The organism is Hyunsoonleella sp. 2307UL5-6 (assembly GCF_047345485.1).
In the GTDB taxonomy this organism is placed as follows: Bacteria; Bacteroidota; Bacteroidia; order Flavobacteriales; family Flavobacteriaceae; genus Jejuia.
Genome location: NZ_JBLFEN010000003.1, coordinates 39,501 through 59,882, shown reverse-complemented (window position 1 = coordinate 59,882; position 20,382 = coordinate 39,501). Strand labels below are relative to the sequence as shown.

At 31.5% G+C, this 20,382-nt stretch carries 22 protein-coding genes; 12 read left to right on the top strand and 10 right to left on the bottom strand.

From position 1 onward, the window contains the following. The first annotated feature begins 56 nt into the window (after positions 1 to 56). Positions 57 to 2,459, top strand: coding sequence for a TonB-dependent receptor domain-containing protein (locus tag ACKGJY_RS06525; RefSeq protein ID WP_413973062.1), 2,403 nt, complete (start codon positions 57 to 59; stop codon positions 2,457 to 2,459). Between the two features lie 76 nt (positions 2,460 to 2,535). Here the strand turns inward: ACKGJY_RS06525 and ACKGJY_RS06520 are convergent, their stop codons facing one another. Further along, positions 2,536 to 5,304: a M16 family metallopeptidase gene (locus tag ACKGJY_RS06520; RefSeq protein ID WP_413973061.1), complete on the bottom strand. Its 2,769-nt coding sequence runs from the start codon at positions 5,302 to 5,304 to the stop codon at positions 2,536 to 2,538. A 186-nt stretch (positions 5,305 to 5,490) separates the two neighbouring features. Between ACKGJY_RS06520 and ACKGJY_RS06515 the strand changes: the two genes are divergently transcribed. From ACKGJY_RS06515 to ACKGJY_RS06485, 7 genes are all read left to right on the top strand, one after another. Then, the gene (locus ACKGJY_RS06515; RefSeq protein ID WP_413973060.1) at positions 5,491 to 6,255 is read left to right on the top strand and encodes a ParA family protein; all 765 of its coding nucleotides are present in this window, start codon (positions 5,491 to 5,493) and stop codon (positions 6,253 to 6,255) included. Positions 6,256 to 6,257: 2 nt separating this feature from the next. Further along, positions 6,258 to 7,172, top strand: coding sequence for a ParB/RepB/Spo0J family partition protein (locus tag ACKGJY_RS06510; protein WP_413973059.1), 915 nt, complete (start codon positions 6,258 to 6,260; stop codon positions 7,170 to 7,172). Continuing rightward, complete coding sequence (locus tag ACKGJY_RS06505) at positions 7,162 to 7,779, top strand: DUF5683 domain-containing protein (RefSeq protein ID WP_413973058.1); 618 nt, start codon at positions 7,162 to 7,164, stop codon at positions 7,777 to 7,779. The genes ACKGJY_RS06510 and ACKGJY_RS06505 overlap by 11 nt, the downstream gene beginning before the upstream one ends. Positions 7,780 to 7,805: 26 nt before the next feature. After that, a complete protein-coding gene (gene dapB, locus ACKGJY_RS06500) occupies positions 7,806 to 8,510 on the top strand; it encodes a 4-hydroxy-tetrahydrodipicolinate reductase (RefSeq protein ID WP_413973057.1) in 705 nt (234 codons plus the stop codon). Positions 8,511 to 8,579: 69 nt separating this feature from the next. Beyond that, a complete protein-coding gene (gene lepB / locus ACKGJY_RS06495) occupies positions 8,580 to 10,166 on the top strand; it encodes a signal peptidase I (RefSeq protein WP_413973056.1) in 1,587 nt (528 codons plus the stop codon). Between the two features lie 99 nt (positions 10,167 to 10,265). Continuing rightward, entirely contained in the window at positions 10,266 to 10,889 is a 624-nt protein-coding gene (locus ACKGJY_RS06490) for a WbqC family protein (protein WP_413973055.1), read from the top strand. Continuing rightward, entirely contained in the window at positions 10,889 to 11,197 is a 309-nt protein-coding gene (locus ACKGJY_RS06485) for a DUF6122 family protein (protein ID WP_413973054.1), read from the top strand. The genes ACKGJY_RS06490 and ACKGJY_RS06485 overlap by 1 nt, the downstream gene beginning before the upstream one ends. A gap of 45 nt (positions 11,198 to 11,242) precedes the next feature. Here ACKGJY_RS06485 and ACKGJY_RS06480 read toward each other — a convergent pair whose 3' ends face one another. The 8 genes from ACKGJY_RS06480 to ACKGJY_RS06445 all read right to left on the bottom strand — a co-directional run bounded on the left by ACKGJY_RS06480 (position 11,243) and on the right by ACKGJY_RS06445 (position 17,705). Then, complete coding sequence (locus ACKGJY_RS06480) at positions 11,243 to 12,268, bottom strand: endonuclease/exonuclease/phosphatase family protein (protein ID WP_413973053.1); 1,026 nt, start codon at positions 12,266 to 12,268, stop codon at positions 11,243 to 11,245. 1 nt (position 12,269) lies between these two features. Further along, positions 12,270 to 13,115 (bottom strand): rhomboid family intramembrane serine protease, encoded by an 846-nt coding sequence (locus ACKGJY_RS06475; RefSeq protein ID WP_413973052.1) that lies wholly within the window; start codon positions 13,113 to 13,115, stop codon positions 12,270 to 12,272. Between the two features lies 1 nt (position 13,116). Continuing rightward, the gene (locus ACKGJY_RS06470) at positions 13,117 to 13,893 is read right to left on the bottom strand and encodes a rhomboid family intramembrane serine protease (RefSeq protein WP_413973051.1); all 777 of its coding nucleotides are present in this window, start codon (positions 13,891 to 13,893) and stop codon (positions 13,117 to 13,119) included. Between the two features lie 6 nt (positions 13,894 to 13,899). Next, the gene (gene mutL / locus ACKGJY_RS06465; RefSeq protein ID WP_413973050.1) at positions 13,900 to 15,750 is read right to left on the bottom strand and encodes a DNA mismatch repair endonuclease MutL; all 1,851 of its coding nucleotides are present in this window, start codon (positions 15,748 to 15,750) and stop codon (positions 13,900 to 13,902) included. 6 nt (positions 15,751 to 15,756) lie between these two features. After that, on the bottom strand, positions 15,757 to 16,035 hold the full coding sequence (locus ACKGJY_RS06460; protein ID WP_413973049.1) for a riboflavin synthase subunit beta: 279 nt from the start codon (positions 16,033 to 16,035) through the stop codon (positions 15,757 to 15,759). A 17-nt stretch (positions 16,036 to 16,052) separates the two neighbouring features. Next, entirely contained in the window at positions 16,053 to 16,280 is a 228-nt protein-coding gene (locus ACKGJY_RS06455) for a hypothetical protein (protein WP_413973048.1), read from the bottom strand. A 157-nt stretch (positions 16,281 to 16,437) separates the two neighbouring features. Next, positions 16,438 to 16,923, bottom strand: coding sequence for a 6,7-dimethyl-8-ribityllumazine synthase (gene ribH, locus ACKGJY_RS06450; RefSeq protein ID WP_413973047.1), 486 nt, complete (start codon positions 16,921 to 16,923; stop codon positions 16,438 to 16,440). A gap of 11 nt (positions 16,924 to 16,934) precedes the next feature. Continuing rightward, positions 16,935 to 17,705, bottom strand: a complete 771-nt coding sequence (locus ACKGJY_RS06445; protein WP_413973046.1) for a tetratricopeptide repeat protein — start codon at positions 17,703 to 17,705, stop codon at positions 16,935 to 16,937. A 135-nt stretch (positions 17,706 to 17,840) separates the two neighbouring features. On the opposite strand from ACKGJY_RS06445, the gene recF reads away from it, so the two are divergent. From recF to ACKGJY_RS06425, 4 genes are all read left to right on the top strand, one after another. Further along, complete coding sequence (gene recF / locus ACKGJY_RS06440; RefSeq protein WP_413973045.1) at positions 17,841 to 18,920, top strand: DNA replication/repair protein RecF; 1,080 nt, start codon at positions 17,841 to 17,843, stop codon at positions 18,918 to 18,920. A gap of 3 nt (positions 18,921 to 18,923) precedes the next feature. After that, positions 18,924 to 19,220: a DUF721 domain-containing protein gene (locus ACKGJY_RS06435; RefSeq protein ID WP_413973044.1), complete on the top strand. Its 297-nt coding sequence runs from the start codon at positions 18,924 to 18,926 to the stop codon at positions 19,218 to 19,220. Between the two features lie 160 nt (positions 19,221 to 19,380). After that, entirely contained in the window at positions 19,381 to 19,572 is a 192-nt protein-coding gene (locus ACKGJY_RS06430) for a cold-shock protein (RefSeq protein ID WP_092579443.1), read from the top strand. Between the two features lie 108 nt (positions 19,573 to 19,680). Further along, positions 19,681 to 19,872, top strand: a complete 192-nt coding sequence (locus ACKGJY_RS06425; RefSeq protein ID WP_413973043.1) for a cold-shock protein — start codon at positions 19,681 to 19,683, stop codon at positions 19,870 to 19,872. Between the two features lie 84 nt (positions 19,873 to 19,956). Here ACKGJY_RS06425 and ACKGJY_RS06420 read toward each other — a convergent pair whose 3' ends face one another. Continuing rightward, positions 19,957 to 20,376 (bottom strand): nucleoside-diphosphate kinase, encoded by a 420-nt coding sequence (locus tag ACKGJY_RS06420; RefSeq protein ID WP_413973042.1) that lies wholly within the window; start codon positions 20,374 to 20,376, stop codon positions 19,957 to 19,959. Positions 20,377 to 20,382 lie beyond the last annotated feature (6 nt).

The following is a 20,382-nucleotide window of genomic DNA, read 5'->3' as shown; positions in this document are numbered from 1 at the left end:
CTTTCTGCATTCGGTCGTGTAGTTTCTTCTTCTGAGACATATTTGCATCAAACAAAATGAAAACAATCAAAAACACAAGAATTATGAAGCGTATTATCTTTATTTTAATCTTAGTATTTCCAATATTAACATTCTCACAACAAAGTATTAATGGTAAAATTACAGACAACTTAGGCCCAATAGTTGGTGCTAATGTTGTACTAAAAAATAGCCAATCTAAAATTATTGGAACTATCTCGGGTTTTGATGGTAATTTCGAATTACAAGTAAAAAAAGATATGTATACGCTTACTATTAGTTATGTAGGCTATGTAAGTTATATAAAAGAAATTAATGTGATAGACAGTATAAATTTAGGCACAATAAACCTTAAAGAAGACAACAACACACTTGATGAAATATTGATTACAAGCAAAAAAAGATTGGTTGAACAAAAAGCAGACCGTATAATTTTTAATGTTGAAAATAGTATTGTTGCCCGTAACGGTAATGCTGTAGATGCCTTAAAAGTTACTCCAGGTTTACAAGTAAGAGACGAAGGTGTTTCTATTTTTGGAAAAGGTAACACTCAAGTTATGATAAATGGTAGACTGATACCCCTAACTGGAGAAGAGCTATCAAGCTATTTAAATAGTATTGCTGGCGAAGACATTAAAAAAATTGAAGTAATTACTGCACCTCCGTCTAAATATGATGCTGCTGGAGATGGTGGTTTAATTAATATTGTATTAAAAACTGGCGTTAAAAATTCATGGAAAAATACGGCATCTGTAATTCATAATATAGATACTTATAATTTCACAACTTTTAGAAACGGGTTTTTTTATAGAAAAGACAAACTCAACTTATCTGCGAGTATAGACAAAACCAGAGGAAATATACGTGGCATAGAAGCGTTTGAAGTTTTTTATCCTAATAGCACTTGGGCTATAGATATTAACACAAAAGATAGTAAAAAAGCATTCTCAGGAAGGTTATTATTGGATTATGATATAACTGATAAAACAACCATTGGCATACAGTATTTTGGTAACAATACTGAACCTGGAATTAGTGATCGTAGTACTACAAGAATAATGAATTTATCGAATACCATAGACTCACTTTTAGTGAATAACGGTAATGAAGATCAAGAAAGAGTAAGTCATTCTTTAAATATACATACTATTACAAAACTTGATACCTTAGGAAGAACGTTATCTGTAGATGCAGATTATTTTACTTATGAAGCCGATAGAAATAGAGTATTTAGAACCGAAAGTTTTGATACCAATAATAATTTTAAAAACGTAAATCTATCAGCAATAACAACATCTCTTCAATCTATAAAAAATAAAAGTTTAAAATTAGATATGGAGCACCCTTTCAATTCTATTAATGTATCATATGGAGGAAGAATAAGTAGTATAAAAAGCGAAAGTGGTATTGAATTTTTTAATACTGAAAGCGGTACACCCGTTTTAAACACCAATATTTCTAATACTTTTAAATATACAGAAAACAACCAAGCAGTTTATGTTAGTGCAAGTAAAACACTAGGTGAAAAATGGCAATTACAAATGGGCTTGCGTTTTGAAAGTACGCAAACCGAAGGATTTTCAGAAGATTTAAATGAAACTAACATAAACAACTACTCTAAATTATTTCCTACGGTGTATGCGTTATATAAAAATAATGAAAACAACACCTTTGCATTTAGTTATAGTAAACGTATAGAAAGGCCATCTTTTAATAATTTAAACCCTTTTAGAGTATTTGTAAGTAGCAACACGTTTAGTGAGGGGAATCCTTTTTTACAACCATCATTTACCGATAATTTTGAATTAAAACATACGTTTAAGAAAAACCTAACCACTAATGTATTTCTGAATATTAAAACTGATGTATCAAGTGTCATATTTACTTCAGATATTGAAACAAATACACAGATAGTTACCAGAGATAACTTTTTAAATCAATACGTTGTTGGATTAGGAGAAAGCTATACATTTAACAAACTAAAGTGGTTACAAAGCCAAAATAGCTTCACATTAATTCATATAAAAAATGAATTTACAAAGCCTTTTAACGCGCCGCTTCAAAATGGTTTTGCCTATATAGCGTCTTCTAATAATAATTTTAAATTAAAAAATGATAACAATATACAAGTTAATGCCAATTACGAATCTGATGTGCAGTACGGTTTGTTTTCTGTAGGCAGTACATTTAGTTTAGATTTAGGCTACAGCACAACACTTTTTAATAAAAATTTACAGTTTTCTGCACTTGTTAAAGATATTTTTAACACCTCTGCATTAAATAATTTAGAATCTACTATTAATAACGTAAAACAGGTTTACGGACAAAATAGAAACAATAGGTATGTTAGATTTTCATTACGTTATAGTTTTGGAAACAAAAAAATAAGTTCAAAAAATAGAAAGTTTGGTAATGAAGAAGAAACGAATAGGGTAAATTAATTGCTGTATCAGAAAAAATAAAAAAAGCCAAATCGAAATAATTTGATTTGGCTTTAAAATTATATGTAGATACTAATTAATCTATTTTTTTATCACTTTTTATTTCTGGTTGTTTTTCAAAATCTCCTGCGTTTACAACCGTCCAAGTATCAAAAGTTTTAAAGTATTTTTTAATGGCTTTATTTACATCTTTAACTGTTAAAGACGTTACATTTTCTTCTATAGCCTTATAAAACATCATATCTCTATCATAATACAAGTTATTGTTTATAGTTCTTGATAGTTCATTGTCTTTTGCTCTAGAAACACTTTGCCCTTGTACCCAGTTGGTTACAGCTACTTTAAGTTCTTCTTCAGTAATACCATCAGTTATAAAACGTTCAATTTCTTCTTTAAACCCTTTTTGGACTTTACTTCCATTCTCTGGTGCATAAATAGCATAAACTACAATATTAGAATTTGCTGTATTTGGGTTAGCATCTACATTTACATAACCTCCAGCGCCATAACTCACACCATCATTTTGTCTTAATCTTGTACTAATTCTTGAGCTTAAAGTACCACCTCCAAAAATAGTACTAGCCACTTGTAATGCTGCATAATCTTCATCTTCTTGACTGCCTTTAAAAGACATCACACCTATACTTATTGCATTTTTCTTGTCTGGTGTACTAATTTGTTTATTAACTGCCTTGTTTAGTGTATGAGGATCTAAAATAGGCTTAAAAGGCTTATTAACTTTAAAATCTGAAAATTCAGTTTCAAAGTAATTTTTTAGCATAGTTTCATCAATATTTCCAATAGCTACTAATCTAGCGTTATCTGAAATTCCATAAAACTCATTATAGTAAGCTTTTAAAGCTTCAGTATTTACAGATTTTATATCTTCAATATCTTCTTCAATAGTATTAGTATATAAAGGATGCCCTTTCTCAAAACGTTGATTGATTAACCCTAAATTTTTACTAGCCAAAAATTGGGGTTCAGATTTATTTCTCTCTATACCTGCAAGTTCTTGAGTTTTTAATTTTTCTAATTCTGCTGCATCAAACGTCGGGTTTTTTAATATATCTGTCATCAACTCTAATGTTCCCATCAAATGCGCTTCGGTAGTACTTATGTTTGCACTAATCCTTCCGTTAGAACCAGAAAAACGTATGGTAGATTTTAAAGCACTTAACTTATCTTCAATCTCTTGTCTCGTATTATTGGTTGTTCCTTTATTTAGCATTCGCGCAGTATAAGTTGCCAACTTTCCTTTATTCATAAAATCGTCTAGATTTCCGTTACGAATCACAAATGATAAATTAACGGTATTACCACGATTATTTTTCTTAATAAATCCATATTCTATTGGTAGTTTATTAAGCGCGCCGGTATTCAATCTATTTTGAATATTCTCGTAAGAAACATCAAAAGCTTCGCCTTCTCCTAAACCCTTTTTTCCTTTATAATTTGTAACTAAAGCATCTAAACCTTCAGTATGCTCAATAGCAATACGCATTGGTTTTTCAGATGGCATAAAATTACCAACTGTTCTATTAGTAGGAATTAGATAGCGTTGGATGGCTGCATTTACAGTTTCAGCAGTCATTGCCTCTACTCTATCTCTTTGTATAAATGATAATCTCCAATCGCCTGCACCGATAAACTCACTCATAAACGTACCTAAAAATGCAGAGTTTCTACTTATTTGATCAAATTGTTTTAAAATATTAGCCTTTGCACGATTTACCTCTTCATCAGTAACAGGATTTTCTTTTAACCCATCTAACAGATTAAACATTGTACTTTCTGCATCTGTTAACGATTTATCAGAAGGCACATCTACATTAATGTATAAAAATGAAGGCTCTTTAGTAAAAGGTGAATAAGACCAAACTGTTGAGGCCTTTTTACCATCCACTAAAGCTTTGTATAATCTTCCGGAAGGGTTATCAGTTAAAATTTCTTCAGCAACAGCCATAGCTGCATATTCCTCGTGAGAACCTGCAGGTAAATGGTATAAAGCAGAAACTATTTGTAATTCTCCAACACGACTTAAAGTTACTCTACGTTCTCCATCTTGTGCTGGCTCAATAGTTGGCACACTGTTTAAGGGTTGCTCAGGATTTTTTAAGTCTCCAAACTTCTCTTCAATAAGTGTTAATGTTTTATCTGTATCAAACTTACCCGTTACCATTAATACAGCATTATCTGGTCTGTAATATTTTTTATAAAATGCTTGTAAATTTTTAATAGGTACACGTTCTATATCTGAACGGTTTCCAATAGTGGCGTTACCATAGTTATGCCATAAATAGGCTGTATTTATAACTTTTAAGCGTAAAACGTTTGCTGGTGAATTTTCACCACTTTCAAATTCATTTCTAACAACAGAAAACTCAGATTGTAAATCCTCGTTAGAAATATAAGAATTTAACATTCTATCTGCTTCTAAATCGAGCGCCCATTCTAAATTTTCATCAGTTGCATTAAATGTTTCATAATAATTTGTTCTATCAAAATAGGTTGTTCCATTAGGTCTCGCACCTCTTTCAGTTAATTCTTTGGGTATATCAGGATGGTTAGGTGTGCCTTTAAATACCATATGTTCCAAAAGATGCGCCATTCCTTTTTCGCCATAGCCCTCATGTTTAGAACCTACCAAATACGTAATATTTACAGTTATAGTTTGAGAGGAATTGTCTTTAAACAAGAGTACTTTTAAGCCATTATTAAGCATGTATTCTGAAATCCCTTCAACCTCAGCAGTTTTTTTTATCTGTGAGTTAATTTGTAAAGAAAATGTTGTGATGACTAGAAAAATCATCATAGTTTTAAAAAAGGTGTGGCTACTTTTCATGGTATAGTAATTTTAATTTTTTCAAATTTCTAATTTACATCTAATAGTTCCTCATAATAAAGTGTTAAACTTTAACACTTACTAAGCTGCTAACATTACCTTTAAGTTATTAAACCTGTGTTAACAAGTTAGGTTTTTATTACTCGCAAATAATTGTATTTTTACACATTAAAACCAAATCAGTCAATGGGGAAAATTATTGCAATTGCTAACCAAAAAGGAGGTGTAGGTAAAACTACAACATCGGTAAACTTAGCGGCTTCCTTAGGTGTTTTAGAAAAAAAAGTATTGTTAATAGATGCCGATCCTCAAGCTAATGCTAGCTCTGGTTTAGGTATACAAGTTGAGGATGTAGAAATTGGCACATACCAACTTTTAGAACATACAAACACAGCTAAAGAATCTATAATAGCTACAGACACACCAAACTTAGATATTATACCTGCGCATATTGATTTAGTTGCCATTGAAATTGAATTGGTAGATAAAGATGAGCGTGAATACATGCTAAAAAAAGCATTAGTAGATATAAAGAACGACTACGACTTTATTTTGATAGACTGCGCACCCTCTTTAGGCTTATTAACATTAAATGCCTTAACTGCTGCAGATTCTGTTTTAATCCCTATACAATGTGAATATTTTGCTTTAGAAGGTTTAGGCAAATTATTAAACACGATTAAGAGTGTACAGAAAGTACATAATCCCGCTTTAGATTATGAGGGCTTATTACTCACTATGTACGATTCTAGATTGCGCTTATCAAACCAAGTTGTAGAAGAGGTACAGAAACATTTTAACGATATGGTTTTTGATACTATAATACAGCGAAATGTTCGTTTAAGTGAAGCACCAAGCTATGGCGAAAGTATTATTAATTATGATGCTGCCAGTAAGGGTGCTAGTAATTACTTGAGTTTAGCTGAAGAAATTATTACTAAAAACTCCTAATTATGGCAAAGGCAACAAAGAAACAGGCTTTAGGTAGAGGTTTATCTGCACTTTTAAAAGACCCGAGTAATGATATTAAATCTGTTCAAGACAAAGATGCCGATAAGGTTATTGGTAATATTGTAGAACTAGATGTAACATCTATTGAGGTTAACCCGTTTCAGCCACGTACCAATTTTAGTGAAGAGTCTTTGCAAGAGCTTGCCTCTTCTATTAAAGAACTTGGTATTATACAACCCATAACGGTTAGAAAACTAGAGTTTAATAAATATCAATTAGTTTCCGGAGAAAGACGTTATCGTGCTTCTAAATTAATAGGTTTAAAAACTATTCCTGCCTATATAAGGATTGCAAACGACCAAGAATCTTTAGAAATGGCTTTGGTTGAAAATATTCAACGCCAAGATTTAGACCCTATTGAAATTGCATTATCCTATCAACGCTTAATTGACGAAATAAACCTAACCCAAGAGCAAATGAGTGAGCGTGTTGGCAAAAAACGTTCTACTATTGCAAATTATTTAAGACTTTTAAAATTAGATCCCATTATTCAAACAGGAATGCGAGATAATTTTATCTCCATGGGACACGGGCGTGCTTTAATAACTATTGAAGACCAAAGCGATCAATTAGATATCTACGAAACTATTTTATCAAAAAAATTATCTGTTAGAGAAACGGAACAACTGGTAAGAGCACATAATAACCCCACCAAAAGTTCTCAAAACACATCAAAAAATGAAGATTTAGATGATGTTCCAAAGCATGTTAAAAAAGGCATAAAAGAGTTTTCAGAATACTTTGGCCATAAAATTGACGTTAAAGTGTCTAAAAATGGGAAAGGAAAAATTGTAATTCCTTTTCATTCTGAAGAAGATTTTAATCGAATTAAAAAATTAGTACAACGTGCCAAATAAATTTTTAATAGCACTTGTTACTGTTATATGTTGTTGTTTTTCATCTTTTTCGCAAGAAAAAGAAAAAGCACCTACAGACAGTATTCCTCCACCAATAGTAATTACGGATACTATTGTTAACTCAAAAACTATAGACCCACTACGTCCTGCAAAAGCTGCATTTTTATCAGCAGTTTTACCCGGATTAGGGCAAGCTTACAATAAAAAATATTGGAAAATACCAATTGTTTACGGCGCCTTAGGAACGGGTATGTACTTTTATTTAAATAATGATAGAGAATATAGACGCTATAGAGATGCGTTTAGAAGACGTTTAGCAGGTTTTGAAGATGATGAGTTTTTCAATTTTGATGAGAATGGTAATGCAATATCTGAGCGTGTATCTGAAGATGGTTTAAGGCGCGCGCAACAGTTGTTTAGACGGAATAAAGAAATATCACTTTTAGTTACTATTGGTTTATACGCATTAAACATTATTGATGCTAATGTAGATGCACATTTATTACAATATAATGTTGACGAAAATCTTACCTTAGCGCCACATTATGAACTTAATGATATAGATAGAAGTAGCACCGTTGGATTAAGTTTAAACTGGAAATTTTAATCCTTAACAGTCATTAAATAAAACATATGAAAATAGCTTTACTAGGATACGGTAGAATGGGACAAACCATTGAAAAAATTGCAATAAAACGTGGCCATACTATTGTGCTTAAAGTTGATAAAGATGATACCGATTATGATATTACTAAAGCAGATGTTGCTATAGATTTTAGTATTCCATCAGTTGCATTTGATAATATTTCTAAATGTTTTAAAAACGGTATACCTGTGGTTTCTGGCACAACAGGATGGTTACATAATTACGACAATGCCGTAGCGTTATGTAATGAAAATAATGGTGCATTTATATATGCATCAAACTTTAGTTTAGGGGTAAATATTTTTTTTGAATTGAATCAAACACTGGCTAAAATGATGAGTAATTTGAAACAATACAATGTTTCTATGGAAGAAATTCATCATACTAAAAAATTAGATGCGCCAAGTGGTACTGCTATAACTTTGGCTGAAGGTGTTATAAACAATAATGACAACTATAACAGTTGGAAATTAGATGAAAATGGTAACAAAACCATCCCAATAGTTGCAAAACGTATTGAAGATGTACCAGGTACACATACTGTAAATTACGAAAGTGAGGTAGATACTATAACCATAGAACATATTGCACATAACCGTCAAGGTTTTGCCTTAGGTGCTGTTGTTGCGGCAGAATGGCTTGTAAATAAAACAGGTGTGTTTTCTATGAATGATGTGTTAAATATTGGTTAACCCTTTTTATAATTGTAACAAAACTTAAGCTTTTGGTTCTAACCGGCTTTAAAATAAAACAATAGAACAATGACTATTACACAGTGGCTTATTTTTTTACTCATTATACAAATTATTCATGGCTTAGGCACATGGAAGCTATACCAAAAAGCGGGCAGGCAAGCCTGGGAAGCATTTATTCCTATCTACAACGGTGTTATTTTAATGAAAATAATAAATCGTCCTTGGTGGTGGATTATTTTATTGTTCTTACCTATAGTAAATCTTATAATGCTTATGGTAGTGTGGGTAGAAACCGCAAGAAGTTTTGGTAAAAACACCTATTTAGATACATTTTTAGCCGTAGTAAGCTTAGGCTTTTATAATTACTATTTAAATTATGTAGCCGATGTAAATTATGTTAAAGGGCGAGATTTGATGCCAAAATCTGGTTCTGGAGAGTGGACGAGCTCTATCTTATTTGCTATAGTAGCTGCAACCATTGTGCATACTTATTTTATGCAGCCATTTACTATACCCTCGTCATCTTTAGAAAAGTCATTATTAGTTGGCGATTTTTTATTTGTAAGTAAGTTTCATTATGGTGCTAGAGTACCTATGACAACCATTGCTGCACCTATGGTACATGATACAATACCTGGGCTAAATATAAAATCGTATGCATTTAATGACAAGTATGAGGAGCGAAAAACCACTTGGATAAACAAGCTTCAATTACCCTATATGCGTATCCCTGGGTTTCAAAAGATAAAGCGAAACGATATTGTGGTGTTTAATCAACCAGCTGATACGCTACGAGACATGAACATTTTTAAACCAGACAGAAACTACTATAAGCCAATTGATAAAAAAACAAACTTAGTAAAGCGTTGTGTTGGTTTACCTGGAGATTCTCTTGAAGTTCGTAACGGATATGTTTTTATAAACGGAAAACAAAATGAATTACCAGATAGAGCTAAGTTGCAATTTAGCTATTATGTGAAACCAAAAACACATCAGTTTGATTCAAACTTTTTAGCAACACGATATGATATCACTGATGGTGCCTATCCTATAGATCGTCAAATTTCTAGTTATTATATTCCAGCAATGTCTGATGAGGCTTTAGCCAAATTTAAAGACAATCCTAATGTTGTAGATATAGCTATTAATAAACAAAAAAAGGGTAACCCTAATCCAGATACATTCCCGCATCATCCAGATTACCCTTGGAATGTAGATTTTTTCGGACCGCTATATATTCCTCAAAAAGGTGCTACAATAGATATTAACTTAAAAGTTTTACCACTTTATAAACGTGTAATTACCGAATATGAAGGTAACACACTAAACGTGAAAGGCAATCAAATTTTAATTAATGGTGAAGTAGTAAATACATATACCTTTAAACAAGATTACTACTGGATGATGGGCGATAACCGCCATAATTCTGTGGATGCTAGACGTTGGGGCTTTATACCTTATAATCATGTATTTGGAAAAGCCGTATTCATCTGGATGAGTTGGGATGGTTTCCCAAATCCTAGATTAGAACGTTTCTTTACTACTGTTCATGGCGAAGGGAAAGCTACTTCATATTTTATTCCATTTTTAGTTTTACTTTTTGGTTGGATTGGTTTTAATCAATGGAAAAAGAGAAAAGCAACAAAAAAATAAAGACAAAAATTGCTACCCAAGCTGGATTAAGAATCTAAAATTGACTAATCAATTATTTAATTTTAGATACCCCGCTTTTCGAAGGTTAAAAATACGTCTATGAAGATACTTATCCATCCTACATATTTCCCAACTATTGCGCACTTTATAGCAATAGCTAAAACGGAATATGTAGTATGGGAAATGGAAGATAATTTTGTAAAACAAACGTATCGCAACCGCGCTTATATATATGGTGCCAATGGTAAATTATCACTAAATATTCCTGTAATACATTCTCAAAAAAACCGCCAAAACTATAAAAATGTAAAAGTTTTTAATGGTGAAAAATGGCAAATACAACATTGGAAATCTCTAGAATCTGCCTACCGTACTTCTCCTTTTTTTGAATTTTATGAAGATGAATTAAAACCTCTTTTTTTTGAAGAAACAGACACATTATTAGCCTTTAACCTTAAATGCTTTAAAGTTATCTGTGATTGTCTACAACTAGAAGTAGAAACCTCTATCACTTCAACTTTTGAAAAAAACGCAGATGGTGTTTTAGATTTAAGGCATCTTGTAAATGCTAAAGACAACACCTTGCAACACGTTAAACCTTACACACAGGTTTTTGAAAATAAATACGGGTTTATACCAAACTTAAGCATATTAGATGTATTATGTAATGAAGGCCCTAACGCCTTAAATTATTTAGAATCGCAAACAATTTCTACGCAATAATGATACAAAGTTTAGCGCATTATGGATGTCATTTGCTATTACCTTTAGTAGTAGCGCTTTTGTTTTTTAAATCAAATTGGAAAACAGCCTACTTCATCATGCTAGCTGGTTTGTTGATAGATATAGATCATGTGTTAGCTACACCAATTTTTGACCCTACAAGATGTAGTATTGGGTTTCATCCCTTACATTCATCATTTGCAATTTTATGCTATGTGTTTTTATGCTTTAAAAAAACATCTAGACTTGTGGGCTTAGGCTTGGTTATTCACATTATTTCTGATACTGTGGATTGCGCTTTTATGTAGTGGTTAAAAACTTAAACAACCTTTTTATTAGTTAAAGCTTGTTATCTAATTACGTATAGCAAAAGTTGTCATAATCGGATAATGGTCTGAGTAATGCTCATTAAACGCTTTAAAACCATTTACAGAGAACGCTTCATCTGAAAAAATAAAATCAATACGTATGGGAAAAAATTTAAAATCATAAGTACGTCCAAAACCATTTCCAGCTTCTATAAATGCATCATTTAAATCCCCTTTTATGGTTCTGTAAACATATGAAAACGCCGTATTATTAAAATCTCCACAAATAATCATTTTATAGGTACACTGCTTTTTATGAATCAAAAACAACTCTGATTGAAACTGTTGCATTCTAAAAGTTTTACCAATACGTTTAAACAAACGTTCTGAGTTTTCTTTTTTTAGATTTTCCACCTTAGTATCAATACGCATAGATTCCAGATGTATGTTATAAACTCTTACCGTATCTTTTTGTATAACAACATCAGCATAAATAGCATTATTAGAAGTATCAGGAAACTCTACTGAACCAGAATTTACTATAGGAAAGTTTGAAAAAATAGCTTGTCCGTATTTTGTTTTTTTACCAGAGAGCTTCTCGTATTTATATTTAAAAAAAGATAAATCTATATTTTTATGAGGGTGATATTCTTGAAGGCTTAAAATATCAGGACTCTCGTTTTTAATTAAATCTATAATTTTAGTTTCGATACTATCTTTAGGAATCCATTTATAAAGGTTGAATAAACGCACATTATAATTCATCACTTTAAAATTATTTGGCGCTTCAATATGAGTAGAAGATGAAAACTTATATAACGACCCAAATGAAAAATAGCCGATAGCCAAAACAACAAGAGATAGTATAAATTGTTTTTTAAGCTTAACTAACCAATACAAAAAGAATAAAACATTTACTAAGATAAGCAGTGCTACACCTAAGCTTAATACAGATAATACAGAAAATGTTTTTGGAGGTAAAAAAGGCAAAACAAATGATAATAATAGCACAACTGCTAATACTCTATTGATGAACCACAAGATTTTATCAAAGAATTTTAGTTTTTTCATACTACTTGCCAGCTCTAAATAAAAAATCTTTTTCTGCGGCTGTTAAACTATCATAACCGCTTTTACTTATTTTATCTAAAATAACATCAATCTTTTTCTGATTGTTAAACTCATTAAAATCGGCTTTAGTATAGCCACCAACTTTACTTTTATTTTTATGAACTGTTTTAAGTGGACTTTTCTTTTTGAATTTAAAAAACTCTATAATGCTGTCCATCACTTTTTCAAAACCCTTACCTATATCATTTCCTTTAGTGAGTTGTTTTGCATAAATATAACCTAATAATACACCTCCAAGATGCGCTAGCGCTCCTCCCCCATTACCTCCAAAAAGACTTAATAGATCAATTGCCAATATTGCAACTCCAATATACCATAGCTTAATATTAAAAGTTATTATGCTTATTTCCTTATTAGGCATGTAAGCACAAAGGAAAATAAGTAGTGCTCTAACTGAGGCAGAAGCTCCAACTAATGGAACACCTACTCGACTCTTTGGTAAAAATTCATAAAATAATAAATATAGAATCGCTCCAGAAATAGCACCTAAAAAATAAATATTCAATGCCATTTTTGAAGAAAATAAATTCAGAAACATACGCGCTAAAAAGTAAAGCAATAGCATGTTTAACGCCAAATGTAACCAACCATAATGTACAAAGGCATAAGTAACGATTGTCCAAGGTTTAACAATGAATTTACTAAACTCGCTAGGTAACTCAAGAAACGATAATATTGTTGTGAATAGTAATCCCACAACAAAAATAAGAACATTAACTACAATTACCTTTTCAAGTACGTTTAGTCTAGCTAGTTTCTCTTTTATATCTTGTAGTAATGAGGTCATATTAATTCCAACGGTTATTATTAAATTGTGTTTTTTTCCAATACCACATAATAATTGCACCAGTAATTGCGCCACCTACGTGGGCAAAGTGTGCTATATTTCCATAACCAAAAATGGATTGCCCGCTTAGTCCAGAAATCAAATCAATTAAAATAACAGCTGGTATAAAATACTTAGCTTTTACTGGTATTGGTAAAAATATCAGCATCAATTCTGCATTAGGATTCATCATTCCAAAAGCAGCCATTATACCCATTAAACATCCTGATGCACCTACCATAATGCCATTAAAATTACCAACAATATCTCTAAGTTGATCTTGAGATAAAGTAGCTTCCCAACGCTTATCATAAGTATTAAATCCTGATTTTAAAGTTTCATAAATTTCATTTTGATCAAACCCTGCGCTTTCTAATAAAGATAATACATTATAAAATTCAAAATAATTTACACCAATTTGCAGTGCTACAGCTCCTAAACCAGCTGATATATAAATAAATATAAAGCGTTTAGCACCTAAAACTTGTTCTACTGGTGTACCAAACATCCATAACCCAAACATATTGAATAAAAGGTGTGTAATACTTAAATTTTGTAAATCTCCACCGCCATGCATAAACATATGTGTGAAAATCTGCCAAGGTTGAAAAGATTCATTTTTTGGAAGGTGCATTGCAAACCATTCATAAAATGCTCTATTACTTATAAATATCGTTCCCACAAACATTATCACATTAATGATAATTAAATGCTTTACTGTATCTGAAATCCTCATCATAATCTTCTAAATAAACTTTTTATCTAATTCATCAACACCAACCGTAATAAAGGTTATACGGTTAGTAGGAGATACATTGGGTTCTTTACACGCAAATAATTTATTAACGATATGCTCTTGCTCATCCTTTTTTAAAGACTGACCTGTTTTAATTGCTAAACTTTTTGCCATAGATTTTGCCAATAAATCGGTAGCACTAAAATTAGCATCAGGAACTTCATTTTGTACATCGCTAATTAATTGTTCTAATATGATAGAAATCTCACTCTCTGGTACCATCACCGGAACGCCTTTTATTTCTAAAGACTCCTCAGTACTATTTGAAAACACAAAACCTGTATGCTCTAAATCTTCTTGTAACTGTTTTATAATATCTAGCTCTTGCGATGTAAAATGAAGTTCTAACGGAAACAATAATTGCTGACTTACACCAACTTTTACCGTAATATCTTTTAAAAAATCTTCGTATAAAATCCGTTGGTGAGCACGACTTTGATCGATAACTAACATCCCTGATTTTATAGAACTAATGATGTATTTATTATGAAATTGGTACGTAGTATTTACTGCTTCAGAAGTTTCGGTGTCTTCAAATAAAGCACTTATTTTTGAGTCGCTTTCAAATGTAATTTCTTTAAAACTTGACGCCTCATTGCTTTTAGATTCTAAACCTACATAAAGACTTTCCCAATTTTCGGTTGGTGGTTTTTTATAAGATGCTGATTGCGTTGTGGAGGGTGTTTTAGCTTCTTGAAATGGATTAAAGTTACTATCTACCTCTATTTTTGGTGTTTCGGTTTTAGAGCCTTTTAAGCTATATGGCGTATCTAAAGTAGCATCGCGCTCAAAATCTAAAACTGGTGCTATATTAAACTGCCCTAAACTATGTTTTACAGCAGAACGTAATATGGCATATAGCGTATGTTCATCATCAAACTTTATTTCTGTTTTAGTAGGATGAATATTGATATCTATAGTTTGTGGATCTACCGTTAGATTTAAAAAATAACTTGGGTGCGTGCCAGTTTTCAATAACCCTTCAAACGCCGATAAAATGGCGTGATTTAAATATGCACTTTTAATAAAACGATTATTTACAAAAAAATACTGTTCGCTTCTTGTTTTTTTAGCAAACTCTGGTTTACCCACAAAACCCGAAATTTTTAATACTTCTGTATCCTCTTCAACGGGCACTAATTTTTCATTGGTTTTATTTCCAAAAATATTAACAATACGCTGGCGGTAATTACTAACTGGTAAATTAAAATTTTCGCTACCATTATTGTAAAACAAAAAACTTATGTTGGGGTGTGCTAATGCTACACGATGAAACTCATCTATAACATGGCGCAACTCTACAGTATCAGATTTTAAAAAATTACGTCTTGCAGGAATATTAAAAAAAAGGTTTTTTACAGAAATAGAAGTACCTTTTGGTGTAACTACCACCTCTTGGGATACAACTTCACTGCCTTCTATTTCTATTGAAGTACCAACATCATCAAGCGCTTGCTTAGTTTTAAGCGCTACATGCGCAATAGCTGCAATACTTGCTAAAGCTTCACCACGAAAACCTTTGGTATTTAATTGAAATAAATCTTCTGCATTTCTAATCTTTGAAGTGGCATGACGCTCAAAACTCAAACGGGCATCAGTAACACTCATACCCTTACCGTTGTCTATTACTTGTATTAAGGTTTTGCCTGCGTCTTTTATGATGAGTTTAATGGTATCAGAGCCTGCATCGATAGCATTTTCTAATAATTCTTTTACTACAGACGCGGGACGTTGTACAACTTCTCCCGCAGCTATTTGGTTTGCCACATGATCTGGTAAAAGTTGTATAATATCTGCCATAAAATATTATGAAAAGAATATAGATAAATCGAAACCAATGATAAATAAAAACACTAAAACTAAAACTGCAACAATAATTAGTACGCGTTTATTTGCTTCGTGATTCTCATTGGTTTTATAATCGTTTATTGCATTAATAAACTTTGATTTTAAGCCATTGTTATTACCCACTGTAACCCTATGCTCATCAAACTTATGTTTAATTTCGTATGGGTTACCATCACCTTTGTAATGTCTTGGTGTATAACTAAATTTCTTATTTTTTCTAACCTTTAATATTCCCATAAGTTCTAGCGTTTAAGTTACATATATCTTTTTTCTAATAGATACATACAAATCAATAATAATACCAAAGCCAATATTAAAAAGCGCATAGACATACCACCTTTAATTTTTGTATCACTTTTGATGCTTTCACGACGCCATTTTGAAACAAATTCTTTTTTGTCCTCCTGCGTATCAACACTATCTCCATCTTCTGAAAACCGCGATTTGTATTTAAAAGTTTTATGTTTTCGTTGCTTAAACAAGTTTGTTTCGCTTATCTCTCAAAAATACTTAAAAATGGATAGAAAGTTTAGATTGAATACCTAAAAATTGTTAACAAAGCATCAGCGTAAAGTCAAAAAAACATAAAAGTTATAAAATTCAACTATAAATGTTTAGTTTAAATTTGGGTATTTAAAGTTAGCTATTATCACGAAGTGCTGCCATTTTAATAGCAGCTATAGCAGCTTCTGTCCCTTTATTTCCATGTTTACCACCAGAACGATCAATAGCCTGTTGCATATTATTATCAGTAAGTACACAAAAAATTACTGGTGTTTCGGCAGTAACATTTAAATCTTTAATGCCTTGAGTAACACCTTCACATACAAAATCAAAATGCTTGGTTTCACCTTGTATTACACTACCAATGGCAATAACAGCATTTACCATTTGTTCTTGCATTTTTTTGCAACCGTAAATTAACTCAAAACTCCCAGGAACATCCCAACGGATAATATTATTTGCATCAACACCATTTTCTATTAAAGCATTATACGCACCCTTATAAAGCCCTTCTGTTATGGTGTCGTTCCACTCTGAAACAACAATCCCAAACCGAAAATTACTCGCGTCTGGGATTGTTGTTTTATCGTAATTTGATAAATTTTTATTTGCAGTTGCCATATAATATGGGGTTACTTGCTAGCTAAAACTTGTGCTTTACCTATAAATACGTCTATAGTTGAAGCTTCACTAGACTCTGGATACTCTTCTTTTATTCTTTCAAAATATCCTAATGCTTTATCGGCTTGTCCTAAATCTAATGCTAATGCACCAGCTTTGTAAAGATACATTGGGGTAGTATAACCATTATTTCTCAACGCTATGGCAGCCTCATAATAATCTAAAGCATCTTCTTTTTGGTCAAGTTGTACAAAAGCATCACCTATATTCCCTTTAGCTAAAGGTGCTAAAACTTCATCATCGCTTTCAAACTCACCTAAATAAGCTACCGCATTTTTGTAGTCCTTCAATCTTAAATATGCAGTACCCGCATAATAATTTGCTAAGTTTGCTGCTGGAGTGCCACTATACTCATTAATAATATCTAACATTCCAAATTTACCTTCACCACCATTAAGTGCTAAATTAAATAATGAATCTTTTGCAACACCATTAACAGCTTCATTAAAGAATTTTTGTGCTTGAAACATATCATTCATAGCATTTAATTGCTTTGGCTTAGCAACATATTCTTTGTAAGCCAATGAGCCTAAAACTGCTGCAGCAACTACCCCAACAATAATAAAAATATACTTTTGGTTTTTTGCTATAAAGGCTTCAGTTTTAGATGCTGATTCATCTAGAGTATTAAAAACTTCGGCAGTTGTAGATCCCTCTTCAATATTTTGCTCCTTCTCCGCTTTGGTTTTAGGTTTGTATCCTCTTTTATTATAAGTTGCCATAAATTCTAAAATTAATATCGCGCAAAAATATAATTTTTCTTGTGATTTAAAAGGCTATTTATTTGTTATTTTTCAATAATTTGCACTTCTTTTTACTATATTTTTAAATTACACACGATTTAAGTTACGCTTTTAATGATTTTAAAATCACTTTCGTTAGTCAACTATAAAAATTTTGAAAGTCAATCCTTTAGCTTCAACGAAAAAATTAATTGTTTCGTTGGCAATAATGGTGTTGGCAAAACCAATATTTTAGATGCTATTTACCACCTCTCTTTTGGTAAAAGCTATTTTAATCCTGTGGCACTTCAAAATATAAAACATGATGAAGCCTTTTTTGTGGTGAATGGTGATTATGAAAAAGCCGAAAAAGCCGAAACAATTGTAATTAGCCTAAAACGCGGACAAAAAAAAGTAATAAAACGCAACGGAAAAGCCTATGAGAAATTTAGCCAACATATAGGTTTTTTGCCTCTTGTTATTATTTCTCCAGCTGATAGAGATTTAATTATTGAGGGTAGTAGCACGCGACGAAAATTTATAGACAGCGTAATTTCGCAAAGTGATAAAAGCTATTTAAAAAATTTAATAAACTATAATAAAGTAATAGCACAACGTAATGCTTTACTAAAATACTTTGCGCTAAACCATACTTTTAATGCAGATACTTTAGAAGTTTATAACGAACAGCTTAGTGAATATGGTACTATTATTTATGAAAAACGACATCTATTTTTAGAAGAATTTATACCAATTTTTAAATCTAGATACGATGCTATAAGTAATAGTAAAGAGCAAGTGAATTTAATATACCAGAGTCATTTAACCGATGACACTTTATTAAACCTCTTAAAGACTAACATAAATAAGGACAAAGCGTTACAATATACTAGCGTTGGCATACATAAAGATGATTTAATATTTAATATAGAAGGTCATCCAGTAAAGAAATTTGGAAGCCAAGGACAGCAAAAATCGTTTTTAATTGCACTAAAACTAGCACAATTTGATTTTATTAAAGCACAAAGTGGTGTAAATCCTATTTTATTATTAGATGATATTTTTGATAAACTAGACGAACATCGCGTAGCACAAATTATTAAATTAGTTGATGATGAAAACTTTGGGCAGTTATTTATAAGCGATACACACGCCGATAGAACTGAAAATGCTGTAAAGCAAGTACATCAATCTTATGAAATTTTTAAACTTTAAACCATGCCCAAACGCAACAACGAACACCTTAGTATTAAAGACGCTTTAAAAGAGTTTGTAGAAACCAATAAACTAGAAAAAGGTCTTAACAAAGTAAATGCCGCAGAAGCTTGGGCTAAACTTATGGGTAATGGCGTTAATAATTATACCACTTCTGTGAAGTTAGAACGCGAAACACTTTATATACAGTTAAATTCCAGTGTTTTAAGAGAAGAACTAAGCTATGGTAAACAAAAAATTATTGACATGCTAAATGAAGAATTAGGACAAAACCTAATAAAAAAGCTTGTTTTACGATAATTAAAAGATAATATTATTTAAAATCACTTATAAGCTAACACTACTGTTAATAAGCTTTTTAACAGTCATCCCTAAAATTATTAAAAAAAAATCGTAATTAATTGATTTTTAAAGTTTTTACATATTACCTTTGTGGCTTTAATAATTTAATTTTTATAGTATGAGTACAGGAACAGTAAAATTCTTCAACGATTCAAAAGGATTTGGATTTATCATCGAAGAAGGTTCAAACAAAGAACATTTTGTTCACATTTCTGGATTAATTGACGAAGTTCGCGAAGGTGACAACGTTGAATTCGATCTACAGGAAGGTAGAAAAGGTTTAAACGCAGTAAACGTAAAAGTAATTTAATATATATACTTGAACAATTACAACAAAGAGTCTATCAGTTTCTTGATAGACTTTTTTTGTGGTACGAACTTTGCTAACATTAACATATATTAATTTAATACAAATACAATGAGTACAGGTACAGTAAAATTTTTCAACGATTCTAAAGGATTCGGATTCATAACAGAAGAAGGATCAGGAAAAGAACATTTTGTTCACATTTCTGGATTGGTAGACGAGGTTCGCGAAGGCGATAACGTTGAGTTCGATCTTCAAGAAGGTAGAAAAGGTTTAAACGCAGTAAACGTAAAAGTAATCTAATATATAATTATTTCACTTTTTTTAAACACAAAAAGCCCGAAACAATGTTTCGGGCTTTTTCGTATACTATTATAAAGGTTTTTTTTAAAACTGCTCTCTTCCAGAAAAGTGAAAAGCACCTTCAATAGCTGCATTGTCATCACTATCACTACCATGTACTGCATTTTCACTTATTGAAGCAGCATACATTTTTCTAATTGTACCATCTGCAGCATCATCAGGATTTGTAGCACCTATTAAGGTTCTAAAATCTTCAACCGCATTTTCCTTTTCTAAAATAGCAGCTACAATAGGGCCACGTGTCATATATTCCACTAAATCTGGAAAAAATGGGCGCTCATTGTGTATTGCATAAAATGTTTCAGCATCAGCTGTAGTCATCTGCGTTAACTTCATTGCTACAATTCTAAACCCTGAAGCTGTAATTTTTTCTAATATTGCACCAATATGCCCTTTTTCAACTGCATCTGGTTTAAGCATTGTAAATGTTCTATTTGTTGCCATTTCGTT

What these genes read in the sequence shown, in the direction of transcription:
- ACKGJY_RS06525 (WP_413973062.1), top strand. Translation starts at nt 57, where the DNA reads ATGAAAACAATCAAAAACACAAGAATTATGAAGCGTATTATCTTTATT.
- ACKGJY_RS06520 (WP_413973061.1), bottom strand. Translation starts at nt 5,304, where the DNA reads ATGAAAAGTAGCCACACCTTTTTTAAAACTATGATGATTTTTCTAGTC.
- ACKGJY_RS06515 (WP_413973060.1), top strand. Translation starts at nt 5,491, where the DNA reads ATGGGGAAAATTATTGCAATTGCTAACCAAAAAGGAGGTGTAGGTAAA.
- ACKGJY_RS06510 (WP_413973059.1), top strand. Translation starts at nt 6,258, where the DNA reads ATGGCAAAGGCAACAAAGAAACAGGCTTTAGGTAGAGGTTTATCTGCA.
- dapB (WP_413973057.1), top strand. Translation starts at nt 7,806, where the DNA reads ATGAAAATAGCTTTACTAGGATACGGTAGAATGGGACAAACCATTGAA.
- lepB (WP_413973056.1), top strand. Translation starts at nt 8,580, where the DNA reads ATGACTATTACACAGTGGCTTATTTTTTTACTCATTATACAAATTATT.
- ACKGJY_RS06490 (WP_413973055.1), top strand. Translation starts at nt 10,266, where the DNA reads ATGAAGATACTTATCCATCCTACATATTTCCCAACTATTGCGCACTTT.
- ACKGJY_RS06485 (WP_413973054.1), top strand. Translation starts at nt 10,889, where the DNA reads ATGATACAAAGTTTAGCGCATTATGGATGTCATTTGCTATTACCTTTA.
- ACKGJY_RS06480 (WP_413973053.1), bottom strand. Translation starts at nt 12,268, where the DNA reads ATGAAAAAACTAAAATTCTTTGATAAAATCTTGTGGTTCATCAATAGA.
- ACKGJY_RS06475 (WP_413973052.1), bottom strand. Translation starts at nt 13,115, where the DNA reads ATGACCTCATTACTACAAGATATAAAAGAGAAACTAGCTAGACTAAAC.
- ACKGJY_RS06470 (WP_413973051.1), bottom strand. Translation starts at nt 13,893, where the DNA reads ATGATGAGGATTTCAGATACAGTAAAGCATTTAATTATCATTAATGTG.
- mutL (WP_413973050.1), bottom strand. Translation starts at nt 15,750, where the DNA reads ATGGCAGATATTATACAACTTTTACCAGATCATGTGGCAAACCAAATA.
- ACKGJY_RS06460 (WP_413973049.1), bottom strand. Translation starts at nt 16,035, where the DNA reads ATGGGAATATTAAAGGTTAGAAAAAATAAGAAATTTAGTTATACACCA.
- ribH (WP_413973047.1), bottom strand. Translation starts at nt 16,923, where the DNA reads ATGGCAACTGCAAATAAAAATTTATCAAATTACGATAAAACAACAATC.
- ACKGJY_RS06445 (WP_413973046.1), bottom strand. Translation starts at nt 17,705, where the DNA reads ATGGCAACTTATAATAAAAGAGGATACAAACCTAAAACCAAAGCGGAG.
- recF (WP_413973045.1), top strand. Translation starts at nt 17,841, where the DNA reads ATGATTTTAAAATCACTTTCGTTAGTCAACTATAAAAATTTTGAAAGT.
- ACKGJY_RS06435 (WP_413973044.1), top strand. Translation starts at nt 18,924, where the DNA reads ATGCCCAAACGCAACAACGAACACCTTAGTATTAAAGACGCTTTAAAA.
- ACKGJY_RS06430 (WP_092579443.1), top strand. Translation starts at nt 19,381, where the DNA reads ATGAGTACAGGAACAGTAAAATTCTTCAACGATTCAAAAGGATTTGGA.
- ACKGJY_RS06425 (WP_413973043.1), top strand. Translation starts at nt 19,681, where the DNA reads ATGAGTACAGGTACAGTAAAATTTTTCAACGATTCTAAAGGATTCGGA.
- ACKGJY_RS06420 (WP_413973042.1), bottom strand. Translation starts at nt 20,376, where the DNA reads ATGGCAACAAATAGAACATTTACAATGCTTAAACCAGATGCAGTTGAA.